15 protein-coding genes are annotated in these 14406 nt (G+C 71.3%); 7 read left to right on the forward strand and 8 right to left on the reverse strand.

What is annotated here, in order from left to right; all coding sequences use genetic code 11:
• The first annotated feature begins 251 nt into the window (after positions 1 to 251).
• The gene (locus OG753_RS02410) at positions 252 to 1295 is read left to right on the forward strand and encodes a PI-PLC domain-containing protein (protein WP_327260405.1); all 1044 of its coding nucleotides are present in this window, start codon (positions 252 to 254) and stop codon (positions 1293 to 1295) included.
• Positions 1296 to 1357: 62 nt separating this feature from the next.
• Here the strand turns inward: OG753_RS02410 and OG753_RS02415 are convergent, their stop codons facing one another.
• Both OG753_RS02415 and OG753_RS02420 read right to left on the reverse strand, forming a co-directional pair.
• Positions 1358 to 1639 carry a WhiB family transcriptional regulator gene (locus tag OG753_RS02415; protein ID WP_327260406.1) on the reverse strand — a complete coding sequence of 94 codons (282 nt, stop codon included), beginning with the start codon at positions 1637 to 1639 and terminating at the stop codon, positions 1358 to 1360.
• A 52-nt stretch (positions 1640 to 1691) separates the two neighbouring features.
• A complete protein-coding gene (locus tag OG753_RS02420) occupies positions 1692 to 2780 on the reverse strand; it encodes a mechanosensitive ion channel domain-containing protein (protein WP_327260407.1) in 1089 nt (362 codons plus the stop codon).
• A gap of 125 nt (positions 2781 to 2905) precedes the next feature.
• Between OG753_RS02420 and OG753_RS02425 the strand changes: the two genes are divergently transcribed.
• Entirely contained in the window at positions 2906 to 3400 is a 495-nt protein-coding gene (locus tag OG753_RS02425; protein WP_327260408.1) for an ATP-binding protein, read from the forward strand.
• Positions 3401 to 3441: 41 nt separating this feature from the next.
• On the opposite strand, the gene OG753_RS02430 is transcribed toward OG753_RS02425, so the two are convergent.
• Positions 3442 to 4374, reverse strand: a complete 933-nt coding sequence (locus OG753_RS02430; RefSeq protein WP_327260409.1) for a SigB/SigF/SigG family RNA polymerase sigma factor — start codon at positions 4372 to 4374, stop codon at positions 3442 to 3444.
• 171 nt (positions 4375 to 4545) lie between these two features.
• Between OG753_RS02430 and OG753_RS02435 the strand changes: the two genes are divergently transcribed.
• On the forward strand, positions 4546 to 4923 hold the full coding sequence (locus OG753_RS02435) for a helix-turn-helix domain-containing protein (protein WP_327260410.1): 378 nt from the start codon (positions 4546 to 4548) through the stop codon (positions 4921 to 4923).
• A 24-nt stretch (positions 4924 to 4947) separates the two neighbouring features.
• Here OG753_RS02435 and OG753_RS02440 read toward each other — a convergent pair whose 3' ends face one another.
• The 3 genes from OG753_RS02440 to OG753_RS02450 form a co-directional block, all read right to left on the reverse strand.
• Positions 4948 to 5409, reverse strand: a complete 462-nt coding sequence (locus OG753_RS02440; protein ID WP_327260411.1) for a hypothetical protein — start codon at positions 5407 to 5409, stop codon at positions 4948 to 4950.
• Between the two features lie 109 nt (positions 5410 to 5518).
• Positions 5519 to 6280, reverse strand: a complete 762-nt coding sequence (locus tag OG753_RS02445) for a DUF2071 domain-containing protein (protein WP_327260412.1) — start codon at positions 6278 to 6280, stop codon at positions 5519 to 5521.
• Positions 6281 to 6391: 111 nt separating this feature from the next.
• Complete coding sequence (locus tag OG753_RS02450; protein WP_327260413.1) at positions 6392 to 7324, reverse strand: LysR family transcriptional regulator; 933 nt, start codon at positions 7322 to 7324, stop codon at positions 6392 to 6394.
• 116 nt (positions 7325 to 7440) lie between these two features.
• On the opposite strand from OG753_RS02450, the gene OG753_RS02455 reads away from it, so the two are divergent.
• Both OG753_RS02455 and OG753_RS02460 read left to right on the forward strand, forming a co-directional pair.
• On the forward strand, positions 7441 to 8253 hold the full coding sequence (locus OG753_RS02455) for an inositol monophosphatase family protein (RefSeq protein ID WP_327260414.1): 813 nt from the start codon (positions 7441 to 7443) through the stop codon (positions 8251 to 8253).
• A gap of 59 nt (positions 8254 to 8312) precedes the next feature.
• Positions 8313 to 8960: an NAD(P)-binding domain-containing protein gene (locus tag OG753_RS02460; protein WP_327260415.1), complete on the forward strand. Its 648-nt coding sequence runs from the start codon at positions 8313 to 8315 to the stop codon at positions 8958 to 8960.
• Positions 8961 to 9022: 62 nt separating this feature from the next.
• On the opposite strand, the gene OG753_RS02465 is transcribed toward OG753_RS02460, so the two are convergent.
• Together OG753_RS02465 and OG753_RS02470 are read right to left on the reverse strand one after the other, a co-directional pair.
• Complete coding sequence (locus OG753_RS02465) at positions 9023 to 9961, reverse strand: glycoside hydrolase family 16 protein (protein ID WP_327260416.1); 939 nt, start codon at positions 9959 to 9961, stop codon at positions 9023 to 9025.
• Between the two features lie 444 nt (positions 9962 to 10405).
• Positions 10406 to 10777 (reverse strand): hypothetical protein, encoded by a 372-nt coding sequence (locus OG753_RS02470; RefSeq protein WP_327260417.1) that lies wholly within the window; start codon positions 10775 to 10777, stop codon positions 10406 to 10408.
• An 82-nt stretch (positions 10778 to 10859) separates the two neighbouring features.
• Between OG753_RS02470 and OG753_RS02475 the strand changes: the two genes are divergently transcribed.
• The gene (locus OG753_RS02475) at positions 10860 to 13016 is read left to right on the forward strand and encodes a glycosyltransferase (protein WP_327260418.1); all 2157 of its coding nucleotides are present in this window, start codon (positions 10860 to 10862) and stop codon (positions 13014 to 13016) included.
• On the forward strand, positions 13013 to 14278 hold the full coding sequence (locus OG753_RS02480; RefSeq protein ID WP_405786905.1) for an acyltransferase: 1266 nt from the start codon (positions 13013 to 13015) through the stop codon (positions 14276 to 14278). The genes OG753_RS02475 and OG753_RS02480 overlap by 4 nt, the downstream gene beginning before the upstream one ends.
• The last annotated feature ends 128 nt before the right edge of the window (positions 14279 to 14406 follow it).

Raw genomic sequence — 14406 nt, forward strand, 5'->3', positions numbered from 1 at the left:
GTCGGGCTGCGGGTGCGGGTGCGGGTACGGGTCCGGGCATGATCCGCCCTCCTCCGTCGCGTCGGGGGCGTGCTGCGGCCGCCGATGCCGTCACCTCGGCACGAACCGCTCCTCCCTCCACCCAATCGCGTTTCGGCACCGCCCGCGAGCCGGGCCGAACCGGGCCGATCCGGGCCGGACGACAGCCGTACGCGTCCACAGGGGGGCGGATCCACGGCCCGCGCGCTATCCTCCGCGCCATGTTGATTGACATGAGCATGCAGTTACGGGTGCGGTCGCGCGCCCTGGTGTGCCTCCTCGTGCTGGCCCTCCTGGGGACAGTGACCACAGCGGCCGCCGCACCCCGGGTGGCGGCCCCCTCCACGGCCACCACGAACACCGCCGACGCCGCAGCACGAGCCGCCGCCACCGCCCGCTGGGGCGACCGGCGGCTCGACGAGGCCGCCTTCCTGACCACCCACAACGCCTTCACCAACTACGAGGACTCCCGCTGGAGTTCGGTCAACCAGTCCGAGTCCGTACGCGCCCAGCTCGACAACGGCGTCCGCGGCCTGAGCCTGGACACGCACTGGTACGAGCGCAGCACGTGGCTGTGCATCATCAGCTTCGGCAGTGACTGCTACCCCAGCGACGTGTACCTGTGCCACGGCGACTGCAAGACCTTCGCCGGGGCCACCTACGCCCTGCCGCGCCAGACCTTCCACGGCACGATGCAGACCGTGGTGGACTTCCTCGCCACCCACCCGCAGGAGGTCGTGACCGTCTTCCTGGAGGACTACGTCGGCGCCGATCAGCTGCAGCAGTCCCTCAGCCGGGTCAGGGGCCTGCAGGACATGGTGTTCCGGCCCGACGAGTGGGGCACGCGGCAGCACGGCTGGCCGAAGGTGGCCGATCTCGTCACCTCGGGCAAGCGCCTGCTGATCTTCTCCGACCGGTCCGACCGGGAACACCTGGGCGTGATGTACGACCGGTCCTGGACGGTGAGCAACTTCTGGAGCCTGGGCGACCTGGGCAACGACCTCACCTGCGTCAGCCGCTGGGGCGACGTACCGCTGGACCGCCAGGAGCCCGGATTCCGGCGGCTGTTCACGATGAGCCACCACCGCAACGTGCCCACGGTCCTCACCGCGGCACTGGACAACGGCAGCAAGCTGAGGAACCGCATCGCCGATCAGTGCCGGCCCGCGGCCGGGGGCCGCGATCCGAACTTCGTCTCCGTCGACTTCCACCGTCTGTCGGACGGCAGCGGCCACACGCCCGCCTCGATCGTCGCGGAGCTCAACGCCCGCCCCTGAGGGGCCGGAACGCGGGCGGCCTGCCCGTCGGGCGGCCCGTCACCCGGGCGGCCGGGCTCCGGTCAGCCGGCCGCCCGCGCGCCCAGTGACCGGCGCTCCTCCTCGGTCAGGCCGCCCCACACACCGTAGGGCTCCTGGACGCGCAGTGCGTGGTTCAGGCATTGCGCCCGCACCGGGCACAGCGCGCACACCTCCTTGGCCTCCTGCTCCCGCGCGGCGCGGTCCTCGCCGCGCTCCCCCGCCGGGTGGAAGAAGCGGTCCGTACCGAGTGCCCGGCACGCCGCGTCCTCCTGCCACGACCAGAGGTGCTCCGCACGGCCCGGCAGGCGTGCCACCTTCGACATCACTCGACTCCTCTCGTCCACGTTCCGTATGTCCTTGTCGTCCGGTCCCCCCTCACGCGTCTGACCCGGGTCCGCGTTTCGAAACACGGTCGGCCCACGTCGGCGGCTCGGCGGCCGTGGACGTCGAGACCCGCGGCAGGGCGTAGGGGTGCTTCTCCGCCAGCCACGCGACCAGCTGTTCGCGTACCACGCAGCGGGCGGTCCACAGGTCGTCGGGGTCCTTCGCGGTGACGATCGCCCGCACCACGATGGTGGTGGCCGTGGTGTCGGTGACCGCCAGGTCCCAGCCCCGGCCGTCCCACGCCTCACAGCTGTCCAGGACCTCCTTGAGCTTCTCGCGCATCAGCGCCACGGGGGCGGTGTGGTCGCAGTGGAGGAACACCGTGCCGGTCATCTGGATCCCGCCGCGCGACCAGTTCTCGAAGGGCCGTCCCGTGAAGTACGACACGGGCATCGTGATCCGGCGCTCGTCCCAGGTGCGCACGGCAAGGAAGGTCAGCGTGACCTCCTCGACGACACCCCACTCCCCGGCGACGACGACCGTATCGCCGATGCGCACCATGTCGCCGAAGGCGATCTGGAAGCCGGCGAAGAGGTTGCCGAGGGTGGACTGGGCGGCCACGCCCGCGACGATGCCGATGATGCCGGCCGAGGCCAGCAGCGAGGTGCCCACGGCGCGCAGGTCGGGGAAGGTCAGCAGCATCGCGGCGGCGGCCACCACGACGACCACGGCGGTGACGATCCTCATGATGAGCGTCACCTGGGTGCGCACCCGCCGGAGCCGGGAGGGGTCACGTGTGCCGAGCGCGTAGCGCGCGTACGTGGACTCCACCACGGCTGAGGTGACGAGGACGACGCACCACGCGCTCGCCCCGATCAGCACGAGCGTCAGGATCCGGCCGACGGCCGCCTCGTGTTCTTGGAGCGGCGGCCACTCGATCTGCCGGTACGACCCGCGCAGCAGCGCCGTGAACAGCAGGACCCGCACCGACGTACGGCAGCGGCGCAGCATGTCCCACAGCGGGGTCTCGGGATGGCGGGCACCCGCACGTCGCAACAGCAGGTCGGTGAGCCGGCCCACCAGGAAGGTGAGCACGATCGCGCCGCCGGTCACGGCGACCAGTCGCAGAAGGCTGTCCATGACTCCTCAGAGGTATCTCGGGAACGGATATGTGCAAAGGGTGCGGAGCGTCCGTCCCGTCAGGCTGGGTACAAGCGCATCACCACATGGCGGGGCACGGCAGCGGAAGACGAGGTGAGAGCGCGGTGCAGACCATCGGACCGGACATCGGCGAGCGCACATCGGGCGTACGGGGGCCGGCCTTCCCCCAGCGCCGGCGGCTCGCCCTGCGCGACGCCCGACGACAGGTCGGGCGCGGGCGCGCGTTCGCCCGTGAGGCTCTGGCGGACTGGGGATGGGACGGCCGGGACACGGCCGAGGACGCGCTCCTCGTCGTGTCCGAGCTCGTCACCAATGCGAGCCTGCACGCCGGCGGCTGCCACGAGCTCCTGCTCCGCTCGGGGGACGCGTTCCGCGTCGAGGTGTACGACGGCCTCGGCGACCTGCGCCGGCTGGTGAGCGCGTCGCGGCGCGGTGGCCCCGGCGACGTGCGCCCCCCGGGTCTCCCGGGCGGGCACGGTCTGCGCCTCGTGCGCAGGCTCGCCGACCGCTGGGGCGCCGAGGTCGTCGGGCAGGGCAAAGTGGTCTGGGCCGAGTTCGACGCGGAACGCCTGCTGACGGGCCGGCCCGGGCGCGCATGAACCGGCCCGGCCGGACCGGCGGGACGCGCCCGGGCCGGGCGTCAGTCGTGCAGCAGCTCTTCGCGCAGGGTGCCCAGCGTGCGGGTGAGCAGGCGGGAGACCTGCATCTGGGAGAGACCGATCTCGGCGCCGATCTCCGCCTGGGTCATCTCCTGTCCGAAGCGCAGCTCGAGGATCTGGGAGCTTCGTTCGTCCAGGTCGGCGAGGAGCGGCGCCAGGGCATGGCGGTCCTCGACGGCCTCCAGCGCGGGGTCGACATCGCCCAGGGTCTCGCCGAGGCTGCGCGCGGTGCGTGCGGCCGTGGGCCCCTGGGTGGCGCCGGTGGCGTTCTCCTGGGGCACGTCGAGGGACTGGGTGGAGTAGCCGTTGGCGGCGACCAGACCCTGGCGGACCTCGTCCTCGCTGAGCCCCAGCCGCTCGGCGAGTTCCGCGGGGGTCGGCGCGTGGTCCGTCTCGGAGGTCAGCTCCTCCGTGGCCTTCGCGAGCTCCAGACGCAGCTCCTGGAGTCGGCGCGGAACGCGCACGGCCCAGGTGGTGTCGCGGAAGTGCCGCTTGATCTCGCCCGTGATGTAGGGCAGGGCGAGCGTGGTGAGCTGCGTGTTGCGCTCGGGGTCGTACCGGTCGATGGCCTTGATCAGGCCGATGATGCCGACCTGGACGATGTCCTCGTTCTCGGGTCCGCCGGGGCGGTCGCGGAACGGACGGGCGGCGAACTGCACCAGGGAGATGTTCATCTCGATGAGCGTGTTGCGCACGTACTGGTACTCGCGGGTGCCCTCGTCGAGGCTCTGCAGCCGGTCGAAGAAGACGCGGGTCAGCTCCCGGGCGTCGCGGGTCGACAGCTCCCGTGGGCAGGGCACGTCGGGCAGCCCGCCGAGCCCGGAGGCGTCTGCGGTGCCGGCGGTGCCACCGGTGGGGGTGGCCGTCGTGGGGTTCGTCGGGGTCATGGCCTCGGCCGTGGCCGTGAAGGTCATCGTCTTCGCTCCTTGGGCACGTGTGCTTGCGGTGCGTCTCGATAGCTCGGGTCGTGCGGAAGTCTGCCTCCGCTTCCCTGCACCATGTCGGGGCCGCGGACAGACGTCAAGTAATACCGGAAAACTGGTTCGGGAATTGCTTTTCGTGAGTTATCCCTCAAGAATGACGGTGTGGAGAGCGAGCACACGGGTCACCGCCGCAACGGCTGGACCTTCCTGACGAACCACGCCCGGGTTCTGATCGCCATCGCGCGAGACCCGGGCATCCGTCTGCGTGACATCGCGCAGGAGTGCGGTCTGACCGAGCGCACCGTGCAGGCGATCGTCACGGACCTGCAGGCGGACGGGTACCTCACCAGGACGCGGGACGGCCGGCGCAACCGGTACGTGGTCGCGCCCGGCGCGCGCTTCCGCCACCCGGCGGAGGCCGGTCACGAGATCGCCGGCCTGCTCGCCTACCTCGCCGGCCCGCTGACCGCGCCCGCGCCGCCCGCCGGTGAGGTGGCGAACGACACGCCCGGCGGCAGCGAGCCCCACGCGACGGTGTAACGGTGTGACGCCCCGGCGGCGGGGTCAGACTCCGCGCGGGCGCGCCCGGAAGTGCGCGCGGACCCCGGGCAGGAACATGGGGACCGCGGCGGCCGCGGCGAGCAGGGCCGGAAGGGCCGCGAGAGCCGGCCCGACGCCGGGAACCGTCCCGCTCATGCTGTAGTCGTTGACCACGAACAGCAGCCCTCCGGCGCCGGCCACACCGAGGACGGTACGGGCCCAGCCGCGGCCCGCCCGCATCTTCACCGCCACGGCCAGCCAGCCGCCCAGCAGCACGGCCAGGATCCCGCCCGACAGCGCGAGCCGGCCGGCGGCGCCCGGTCCCGACACGGCGGTCAGTTCGTCCAGGCCGGTGGGGTCGATCACGAACGCCCCCAGCGCCCAGTCCACGACATGCGCGGCGACGGCGGCGAGCGTGAGCCACCACGCCGCCTCTATCCCCTGCGGGCGCGCGCCCGGCGCATCCCTGCCCGTGGTTCCGGTCATGGCACGTCCCCTCAGCCTGCGGACGCGGCCGCGTCCGTCCGTCTACGCCCTCTCAGAGGAGATGCGGATCCGTCCGGTTCCCTCCGACTCCCCGGCGGGGCCGGGTTGTTCACAACCGTCCCAGGGACGGCCGGCCGAACCGTACGGGGACGCCCGGCGAGTAGAGCACGCTCACGGGCGGCCCGGCCGGGGCGGGCAGGCCCGCCGCGGAGATCAGGTCCTCGTCGCAGTCGAGGAGTTCGGCGCGGTGCAGCGGCCAGCGCGGGTGCGCGTTCGGGAGGTACAACGGCCGCCCGAGGAACTCCGTGTGCATGCCCCAGCGGGCGGTCAGGAAGTGTTCCAGGGCGGTCGGCTCCGCGATGCGCTCACCGACCCGGACGGCGATCCGGCTGTGCGCACCGCGCGGTCCGGGCCAGCGGCGGCGGCCGGCGTACGTGACGGTGTCGCCGTCGTGACGGACCGTCATCCGGGACCAGACGTACGGGATTCGGAACGCGGCCCGTCCGATGGCCACCGGAATCAGCCGGGAGGCGTCCAGCGAGCGGAAGACCACGGCGCGGCGGCCGTGGGCGTCGACCGAGTAGAGGCGGACATTGGTCTCGGGGAAGGATCCCAGGTAGGGGATGCCGGGGAGGCGGAACCAGCCGACCCTGTGCATGCGGAAGGCCACCAGGCCGACGTAGGTGACCCCGTCCAGGGTGTCCGGCACGGTGCCGGCCGGCAGCAGCGGGGCGACGTGGGCGGGGTCGGCGGCCCAGTGCAGGAACGCCAGGTCGAGCCAGGACTGGGTGAGCAGGGGCCGGTCCGCCGTGTGCGGCGGGTCGGCCGATATCGGCTCCGGGACGGCGGCGTGCGGCGGCGTCTGACGCATTCGGCCAGTATCCCCCGCACCCCGCGCGCCGACGGTCGTCCCAGCGGTTCTCGCCCCGTGGTGCGCGGGGCCGGCGAGGCTCCGGGCGCGTAGGTGCAACGAGTACGGGAGTCAGCCGCTCCGGGTCTGCTGCGAGTCGGGCGGTGGTGCGAACAGGGCCCCGACGATCTCGGTGGCAAGGTCGAGCAGCCAGGTGTGGGCGCGGTCGTCGTCGTGGCGCTGGTGCCACAGCAGGTACAGCGGTATGGCGGGCATCCGGAGTGGCAGTGGCAAGGTGATCAGACCGAGTCGGTCCCGGGCCGCGCGGGTGACCGCGTCGGGAAGGGTGACCACCAGGTCGGCGTCGAGGGCCAGTTGCAGCGCGAGGGCAGCGGTGGGCGCGGCGGCGGCGACGCGGCGTTCGTGGCCGCGTTCGGTCAGGGCTTCGTCCATCGGGTCGCGCAGGCGTCCGCGGCGCGAGACGGTGACGTGGTCGGTGGCGGTGTAGCGCGCGACGCTCAGCGGGCCTTCGGTGAGCGGGTGGCCGGGGCGGACGGCGACGACGAGCCGGTCCTTGCCGACGAGGCGGTGGCGGACGTCGGGGATGGCCGGCAGCGTGGAGCTGGATTCGAGGTCGATCTCACCCCGGCGCAGGTCAAGGGTGTCCGTGCCGGGTTCGGCTTGCAGACGCAGCTGCACGCCGGGCGCCTGACGGTGGATGCCCGCGATGAGGGCAGAACCGCAGGCGGCGGCCAGGGCATCGTGCCAGCGCAGGGTGAACACCCGCTCCAGAGTCGCCAGGTCGAGTTCCTGCTGCGCGGAAAGAAGCTGATGGGCCTCTTGCACGAGGGCGTGGACCTGGGCGCGGATGGCCAGTGCACGGTCGGTGGGGACCATGGTGCGGCCGGTGCGGACCAGGATCTGGTCACCGGTGGCCTTGCGGATGCGGCCGAGGGAGCGGCTCATGGCCGGTGGGGTGACGTGGAGTCGGGCGGCGGCGCCGGCGACGCTGCCCTCTTCCAGCAGCGCGTCAAGCGCGGTGAGCAGGTTCAAATCCAGTTGCATGAGAGTAACTCTACGAGTGAAAAGCATGCACTTGTTGTTAATCGAAGGGCGGCCTACCTTCGAGGAGCGGGCGCAGGACAAGCCGCACCGCATCAACCGGAACCAGGGAGCCCATCATGAGCACACCCATGCCTTTCGACGCCGGCACGACGCTGGTCTCCGACGTGAGCGCCGCGGTCAAGACCGCAGGCCGGACCCTGCTCGACCGCTACACCCCGCACGCCCGAGGCGTGAGCCTGAGCGAGATCGTCGACTGGATCCACGCCAACGACGACGCGGTGCTGGACGTGCTGCGCGCTCCGTTGCTGCGGGCCCGGCCCGGATCCCAGTGGGCCGAGGACGAGCTGGCCGGCGGACCGCTCCCGGCCGGGGAGTGGTGGGTCGTCGATCCCGCCGAGGGCAACATCAACCACGTCCACGGCATGGAGGACTGGGCCGTCGCCGCCACCCTGGTCAGCGACAACCTGCCGGTGCTCACCGTCGTCCACCTGCCACTGACCGGCGACACCTACACGGCCGTCGCCGGTGGCGGTGCCAGGCTCAACGACCGTCCCCTGAAGGTGTCCGCCAAGACCGACCTGGGCGCCGCGCTCACGGGCACCGGTCAGGCCAGTCCCGGCGAGAACGAGCGCACATTCCGGCGGATCGGCGAGTCGGTCACCGCCATGCTCACAGGCGGCCTCGTCGTGCGCGTGTCCGTTCCCGCCACATTGCAGCTCATCCATGTCGCCGCCGGCGGCATGGATGCGTTCTGGCAGTTCTCCGACGTCCGCTCCGGCCTGGTCGCCGGTGCGCTGCTGGTCTCCGAGGCCGGAGGCACCGTCACCGACCTGGCGGGCGAGCCCTGGACCACGGGGAGCCCCGACTTCCTGGCCGCCGCCCCCGGCATCCACGCCGACGTCCTCAAGATCCTCTCGCCGATCGCCTGACCGCGGCAGAGGCCCCCTCTCCCGTACGTCCCCGCCAACACCGCAAGGAGCATCACCTCATGACCCTCATCGGCATCCTGGGCACCGGTCGCGTCGGCCGGAGCCTCGCCCAAAAGCTCGCCACGAGCGGACACCACGTCATCCTCGGCCACCGGAGCACGGAGGAAGATCCCGCAGGGCCGGTCGGCGGCATGGGCCCCCGCATCTCCTTCGCCAACCAGCACACCACCGCCCGCACCGCGGACATCGTGATCAACGCGACGCCGGGCGACAGCGCCCTGGACCGCCTCACCCGCCTGCGCACCGAACTCGCCGGCAAGATCCTCATCGACGTCTCCAACGCGACCCGCGACGCGCACGACGGCCTGCCGGGCGAGCTGTGCTATCCCGGCAGCAGCCTCGCCGAGCAACTCCAGGCCGCCCTGCCCGACACCCGTGTGGTCAAGACCCTCAACACCATGCTGTTCATGGTCATGACCGCCCCCGAAACCCTGGGCACCCCGCCGACCGTCTACGTGTCGGGCGACGACCAGCAGGCGAAGCGGACCGTCACCGGCCTGCTCGGCGACCTGGGCTGGCAGCCCTCGTGGATCGAAGACCTCGGCGACATCACCACCGCCCGCGCCACCGAGGCCATGATCCTGGTGGTGCCCCACATCCTGCGCCGGCACGGCTTCCAGCCCTTCGCCGTCTCCCTCACCCGCTGACCCCACCGGGGCCGGCAAGCACTCCCGTACGGCGGAGCGCGGCGCCGGACCCCGGACCGAGGTCAGGCCTTCGGCACGGTGTTCACGTAGTGGGTGCCCGAGCTGTAGAAGCCGTCCACGGTCTTCTGGACATCTGCCTGCGAAACGGCTTCATCGGCCTTGTAGTAGACCCAGTTGACCTTCATGTCCCACGTGCGCGGACCACCGGTGGCGGGTGTGTCGATGAACCAGTTGCTGAAGTGGATGTCCATCTTCTCTCGCGGGACGTACTTGCCGGAGCTGGTGAACAGCTCCTTGCCGTCGAGGGAGTAGGTGACCTTTCCGTTCAAGGCGGTGACCATCAGGACGTGCCAGCCCTCGGTGCGCTGCTTGAGGGTGTGGCTGACCCGGTCCGGCGGATCGGCCTTGTGCCAGCTGACGTTGTCGAGTCGCGGACCCGCCGTGCCCCAGCCGCCGTTCGGGAGGTACTCGAAGTCGAGCTCGCTGTAGTCCGCCGAGTCGTCCTGCGGGGAGATCGGGAAGAAGGTCTGGACGACGTGGTCGCCGTTGTTGCCCGTCGTGGGCCTGCCGCTGAAGTGGACCCGGGCGGCGAAGGTCCCCGTGAAGAGGTTCTTGCCGGTGCCTTGCACCTCGACCTGCTTGGTGCCCTGCTTGGTGCCGTCGGTGGACGATTGCAGTCGCAGGACCCGGCCACCCTGGGCGGTCGTGTCGGAGGGGAAGCCGGCGCCGGCGGCGGACCAGGAGTCCTTGATTCCGGGGCCGCCCCCGCCGGTCCGCACCTCCCAGCCGTGGGCGGCGAGCGACGGGTCGTCGGGGCCGCTGTAGTGGAAGGTGTCGAACAGGGTTCCCGGCGGACCGGACGGGGTCGGCGAGGCGCTGGGGGCGGGTGCGGCGGCGTCGTCGCCGGGGCCACCGGAACACGCGGCGAGTACGCACAGGAGGGCGGGCAGCGTGAGCGCGGTCCGCACGTGGCGACGAGGGGTGCGGCGGGGCTGGCTCACACGGGCTCCTTGAGGTGCAGAGGCAGTAGCTGGACACGCCCTCTGCAGGGGGAATCCTCACCGGCCGACCCGGTGAGGGCGTCATCCTAAGGCGCGCGTCGACGGGCCACGTGACGGCCGTGGGCAGCTTCCGGAACCGGGGGCACCGCGGTCCCGGCACGACCGCCCCGGCCGGACAGGCACCGATCAGTATTCGGCGAAGGGGTGGGCGTGCCTACTAACCGGTATCACTTCTTCCGTTTCGATCTGGTCACGCCCATTGAATAGACCAGGCCATATGCGCACATCAGGCACAAGTCGATGCGGGCCGGTGCACTAGCGTTCGCCCTGCGATCCCGCGGTCTCCGTACCCTGCAATGAAAGGCCTCGCAAGGTGCGCCGAGCCATGTCCTCCGTCCAGCGCGGATCCGAACACCGGACGCATCCTGGAACATCCGGATCGGGCTACGAGGAACCCGCCCCCGCACCGGTCTTCGTCGACCAGTCCGGTGTGCGTGGCCGTCTGCTACGGGGTTTCGGCTGGCCGGTCTCCGTGGTCGGCGCGATCCTGGCCGTCGCCATGGGCGGCAGCCTGATCGGTATGCAGGCGGACGCCCCTGCGATGGGCATACCCGCGCAGCCGTTGCGCTCACCCGTGCCGTCGCCGACCCAGTCGCCCCCGCCGTCCTCGTCGTCCTCGCCGTCGTCACCTCGGGCGGTCACGCGGTCCGCGACTCCCGGGGCGAAGGCCCCGGCCGCCAAGACCTCGGCCGGCCCGTCGAGTACCGCAGCCGCCCCGTCGAAGGCTGCCGTCACCCGGCCGAAACCCGCGGCCACCGCGCTCCGCGGGGCAAAACCCTCGGACCGACCGGCCACCAAACAACCCTGATCACCGGCACCACCGTCTCCAGGAGCGTCATTGTCCCGCCACCAGCGCCGCCGGCAGTCCCCACTGAGGCCGCGCCGACTGGCCGCGCCGCCGCTGCGCTTCTTCATGCCGCTGTCCCTGCTCGCGTGCCTGCTCGCCCTGCTCGTCCTGCGCGGCCTCGCCACCAACGAGGCGTTCCACGACTCCCGGATCGCGATCTCGGTCGACAAGACGACCGTGCCGGCCAACCTGCTCAAGGGCGGTCCGATCATCGACGCGCGTGGTGCCAAGAACGAGCACCCCGTCAGCTACCACGTCCCCGACCGCACCGCGGTCCTGAGCTTCGACGACGGCCCCTCCCCGGAGTGGACTCCGAAGATCCTCGAGGTGCTCGCGGCCCGCAACATCCGTGCCGACTTCTTCGTCACCGGTGCGATGACCACGCGCAACCCCGATCTGATCCGGCGGATCGTCGCGGGCGGCCACGAACTCGGCGTGCACACCTTCACCCACCCGGACCTCGTGTACCAGTCCCACGCCCGCACCAGCTGGGAGCTGGCGCAGACGCAGCTGGCGCTGGCCGGAGTCGCGGGTGTCCACAGTGCGTTGTTCCGGCCGCCGTACTCCTCCGACGCCTCCGCGATGGACGACTGGAACTACCCGGTGATCAAGTACGTGGGGGCGCGCGGCTACCTCACCGCGTTCATCGACCGCGACACCGACGACTGGAAGCGCCCCGGCGTGAACGAGATCGTCAAGGCGGCGATGCCGGCCAAGCCCGGTGCGGGCGCGCTGATCCTGCTGCACGACGCGGGTGGCGACCGTACCCAGACCGTCGCCGCGCTCGTGCAGATCATCGACAAGCTGCAGGCCCAGGGCTACCGCTTCACCACCATCTCCGAGGCGCTCGGCGCCTCCAGCGCGACCGTGCCGGTGCACGGGTTCCAGCTGTGGGCGGGCAAGGGGTTCATCTGGGCCACCCAGTTCGCCGTGCTCACCCTGCCGGTACTGGTCGGGCTGCTGGCCCTCGTAGGCTTCCTCAACTTCGGACGGTTCGCGCTGATGCTCGTCCTCGCGCCGATCCACGCCCGCCGCTCCAAACGGCGGGACGCCTGGGGGCCACCCGTCACCCAGCCGGTCACCGTGCTCGTCCCCGCCTACAACGAACGCGAGTGCATAGCCAACACCCTCCACTCACTCGCCGCCAGTGACCATCCGATCGAGGTCATCGTCATCGACGACGGCTCCACGGACGGCACCGCGGACATCGTCGAGGAGATGAACCTGCCGTTCGTCCGGCTGATCCGCCAGGTCAACGGCGGCAAGTCCAGCGCGCTCAACACCGGCATCGCGGCCGCCTCGTACGACATCGTCGTGATGATGGACGGGGACACCGTCTTCGAGCCGTCCACCGTGCGCGAGCTGATCCAGCCCTTCGGCGACCCGGCGATCGGCGCGGTCGCGGGCAACGCGAAGGTCGGCAACCGCGACAGCCTGATCGGTGCCTGGCAGCACATCGAGTACGTCCTCGGCCACAACCTCGACCGCCGGATGTACGACATGCTGGGCGTCATCCCGACCATCCCCGGTGCCGTCGGCGCGTTCCGCAAGGAGGCCCTGCGGCGGGTCGGCGGGATGAGCGACGACACCCTCGCCGAGGACACCGACATCACCATCGCGGTGCTCTGCGACGGCTGGCGGATCGTCTACGCCGAGCACGCCCGCGCCTGGACCGAGGCACCCGCCAGCCTCCAGCAGCTCTGGTCCCAGCGGTACCGCTGGAGCTACGGCAGCATGCAGGCGATGTGGAAGCACCGCAGCTCCGTGACCTCCCGCGGTCCGGCCGGGCGCTTCGGCCGGATCGGGCTTCCGCTCGTCGTGCTCTTCGGAGTGGTCGCCCCGCTGCTGGCGCCGCTGGTCGACCTGTTCCTGCTGTACGGCGTGCTGTTCGGGGACGCCCCGATCACCCTCACCAGCTGGGGCGGCTTCATCCTGCTCCAGGGGGCACTGTCCTGGTACGCCTTCCGGCTCGACCGCGAGAAGCCCTGGCACCTGATCAGCCTGCCGATCCAGCAATTGGTCTACCGGCAGCTGATGTACATCGTCCTACTGCAGTCCGCGATCACAGCGATGACCGGTGGCCGGCTGCGGTGGCAGAAGCTCCGTCGCACGGGCGAGGTCGCCGTACCGGTGGAGGCCCGGCCGTGACCGCATCCTTCGACCTCGGTCGCACCCGGGACACCATGCAGTTGCGGGTCCCTGCCGCGTTGCGCGCCGAGCCGGCCCGGGAACCGACGCCGGAGGCGGAAGCGCCGGCGTCGGCCGAGCGCAAGGGCGGCCGGGACCGCTATCTCGACCTGCTGCGCGCGCTGGCGCTGGGCCGCGTGGTGCTCTACCACACCTTCGGATGGTTCTGGCTGCCGCTCGTCTTCCCGTCGATGGGCGTGATGTTCGCCCTGGCGGGCTCGCTGATGGCCCGCTCGCTCAGCCGTCCCGCTCTCGGTGTGATCCGCGGCCGACTGCGCCGGCTGCTGCCGCCGATGTGGCTGTTCGGGGCCGTCCTGATCGCCCTCCAGATCCTCGACGGCTGGGGCCCCCGGTCCGAGGGGCACCCCACCTGGTGGTGGGCCAAGCTGGCCTTCTGGATCCTGCCGCTGAGCACCCCGCCGTACGCCGAGGCGCTGAGCGGCTTCCAGCACGTGGAATCCAGCTGGGCCACGCAGATCATCGTCCCGCTCTGGTACCTCCGGGCCTACCTCTGGTACGTCCTGCTCTCGCCGCTGCTGCTCCGGGCACTGCGACGCTTCCCGGTGGCGACGCTGTCCGCTCCGCTGGCGATGGTCATCGTCATGAACGCGTTCTTCGTCGACCAGGAGTTCGTCTACAGCCGGGTCTGGGAGACCGCCAACGACTTCGCCACCTTCGGGGCCTGCTGGATCCTCGGCATGGCCCACCAGGAGGGCCTGCTCAAGAAGATCCCGCAGTACGTGCTGCCGTCCGTCGCGCCGCTGATCATGGTGGCGGCCCTCTGGTACCTGCAGACCCGTCCGGTCGATCCCACCGTGGCGACCGACATCGAGTCCTGGCCGATCGCCCAGGCCCTGTGGTCCTTCGGCTTCGTCGCGATCCTGCTCCACGTCAGCCCGTCCTGGGAGCGGTGGCCCAGACCGCTGGAACGCTGGAACGGCCTGGTCGGCCTGCTCAACGCGCGAGCCGTCAGCGTCTACCTCTGGCACCAGGTCGCGCTGGTGGTCGCCGTCCCGCTGATCGACCCCCTCTGGAGCGTCCCCTTCGTCTACGACAACCTCCAGTGGCTGCTGGCCAGCCAGTGGTTCACGCTGCTGGTGGCGATCCTGCTGCTCGGGCTGCTCGTGCTGACGTTCGGCTGGGTCGAGGACGTGGCCGCCAAACGCCGGCCCCGCCTCTTCCCGTACCCGCGCCGCCGGGGCCGGCGGCGGGCCACCGAGTGACGCGAGCCTCCCGCGGGCGGGCGCCGATGGAGGCCGTCTGCAGCGTGTAGCGGTGCAGGGGCTCGTCGAAGCCCATGCGCTGCGCCACGTCGAAGGCGTCGCCGCCGCCGTGGCGGAGGTCGTCGAGG

This window comes from Streptomyces sp. NBC_00029, assembly GCF_045160505.1.
Taxonomy (GTDB): domain Bacteria; phylum Actinomycetota; class Actinomycetes; order Streptomycetales; family Streptomycetaceae; genus Streptomyces.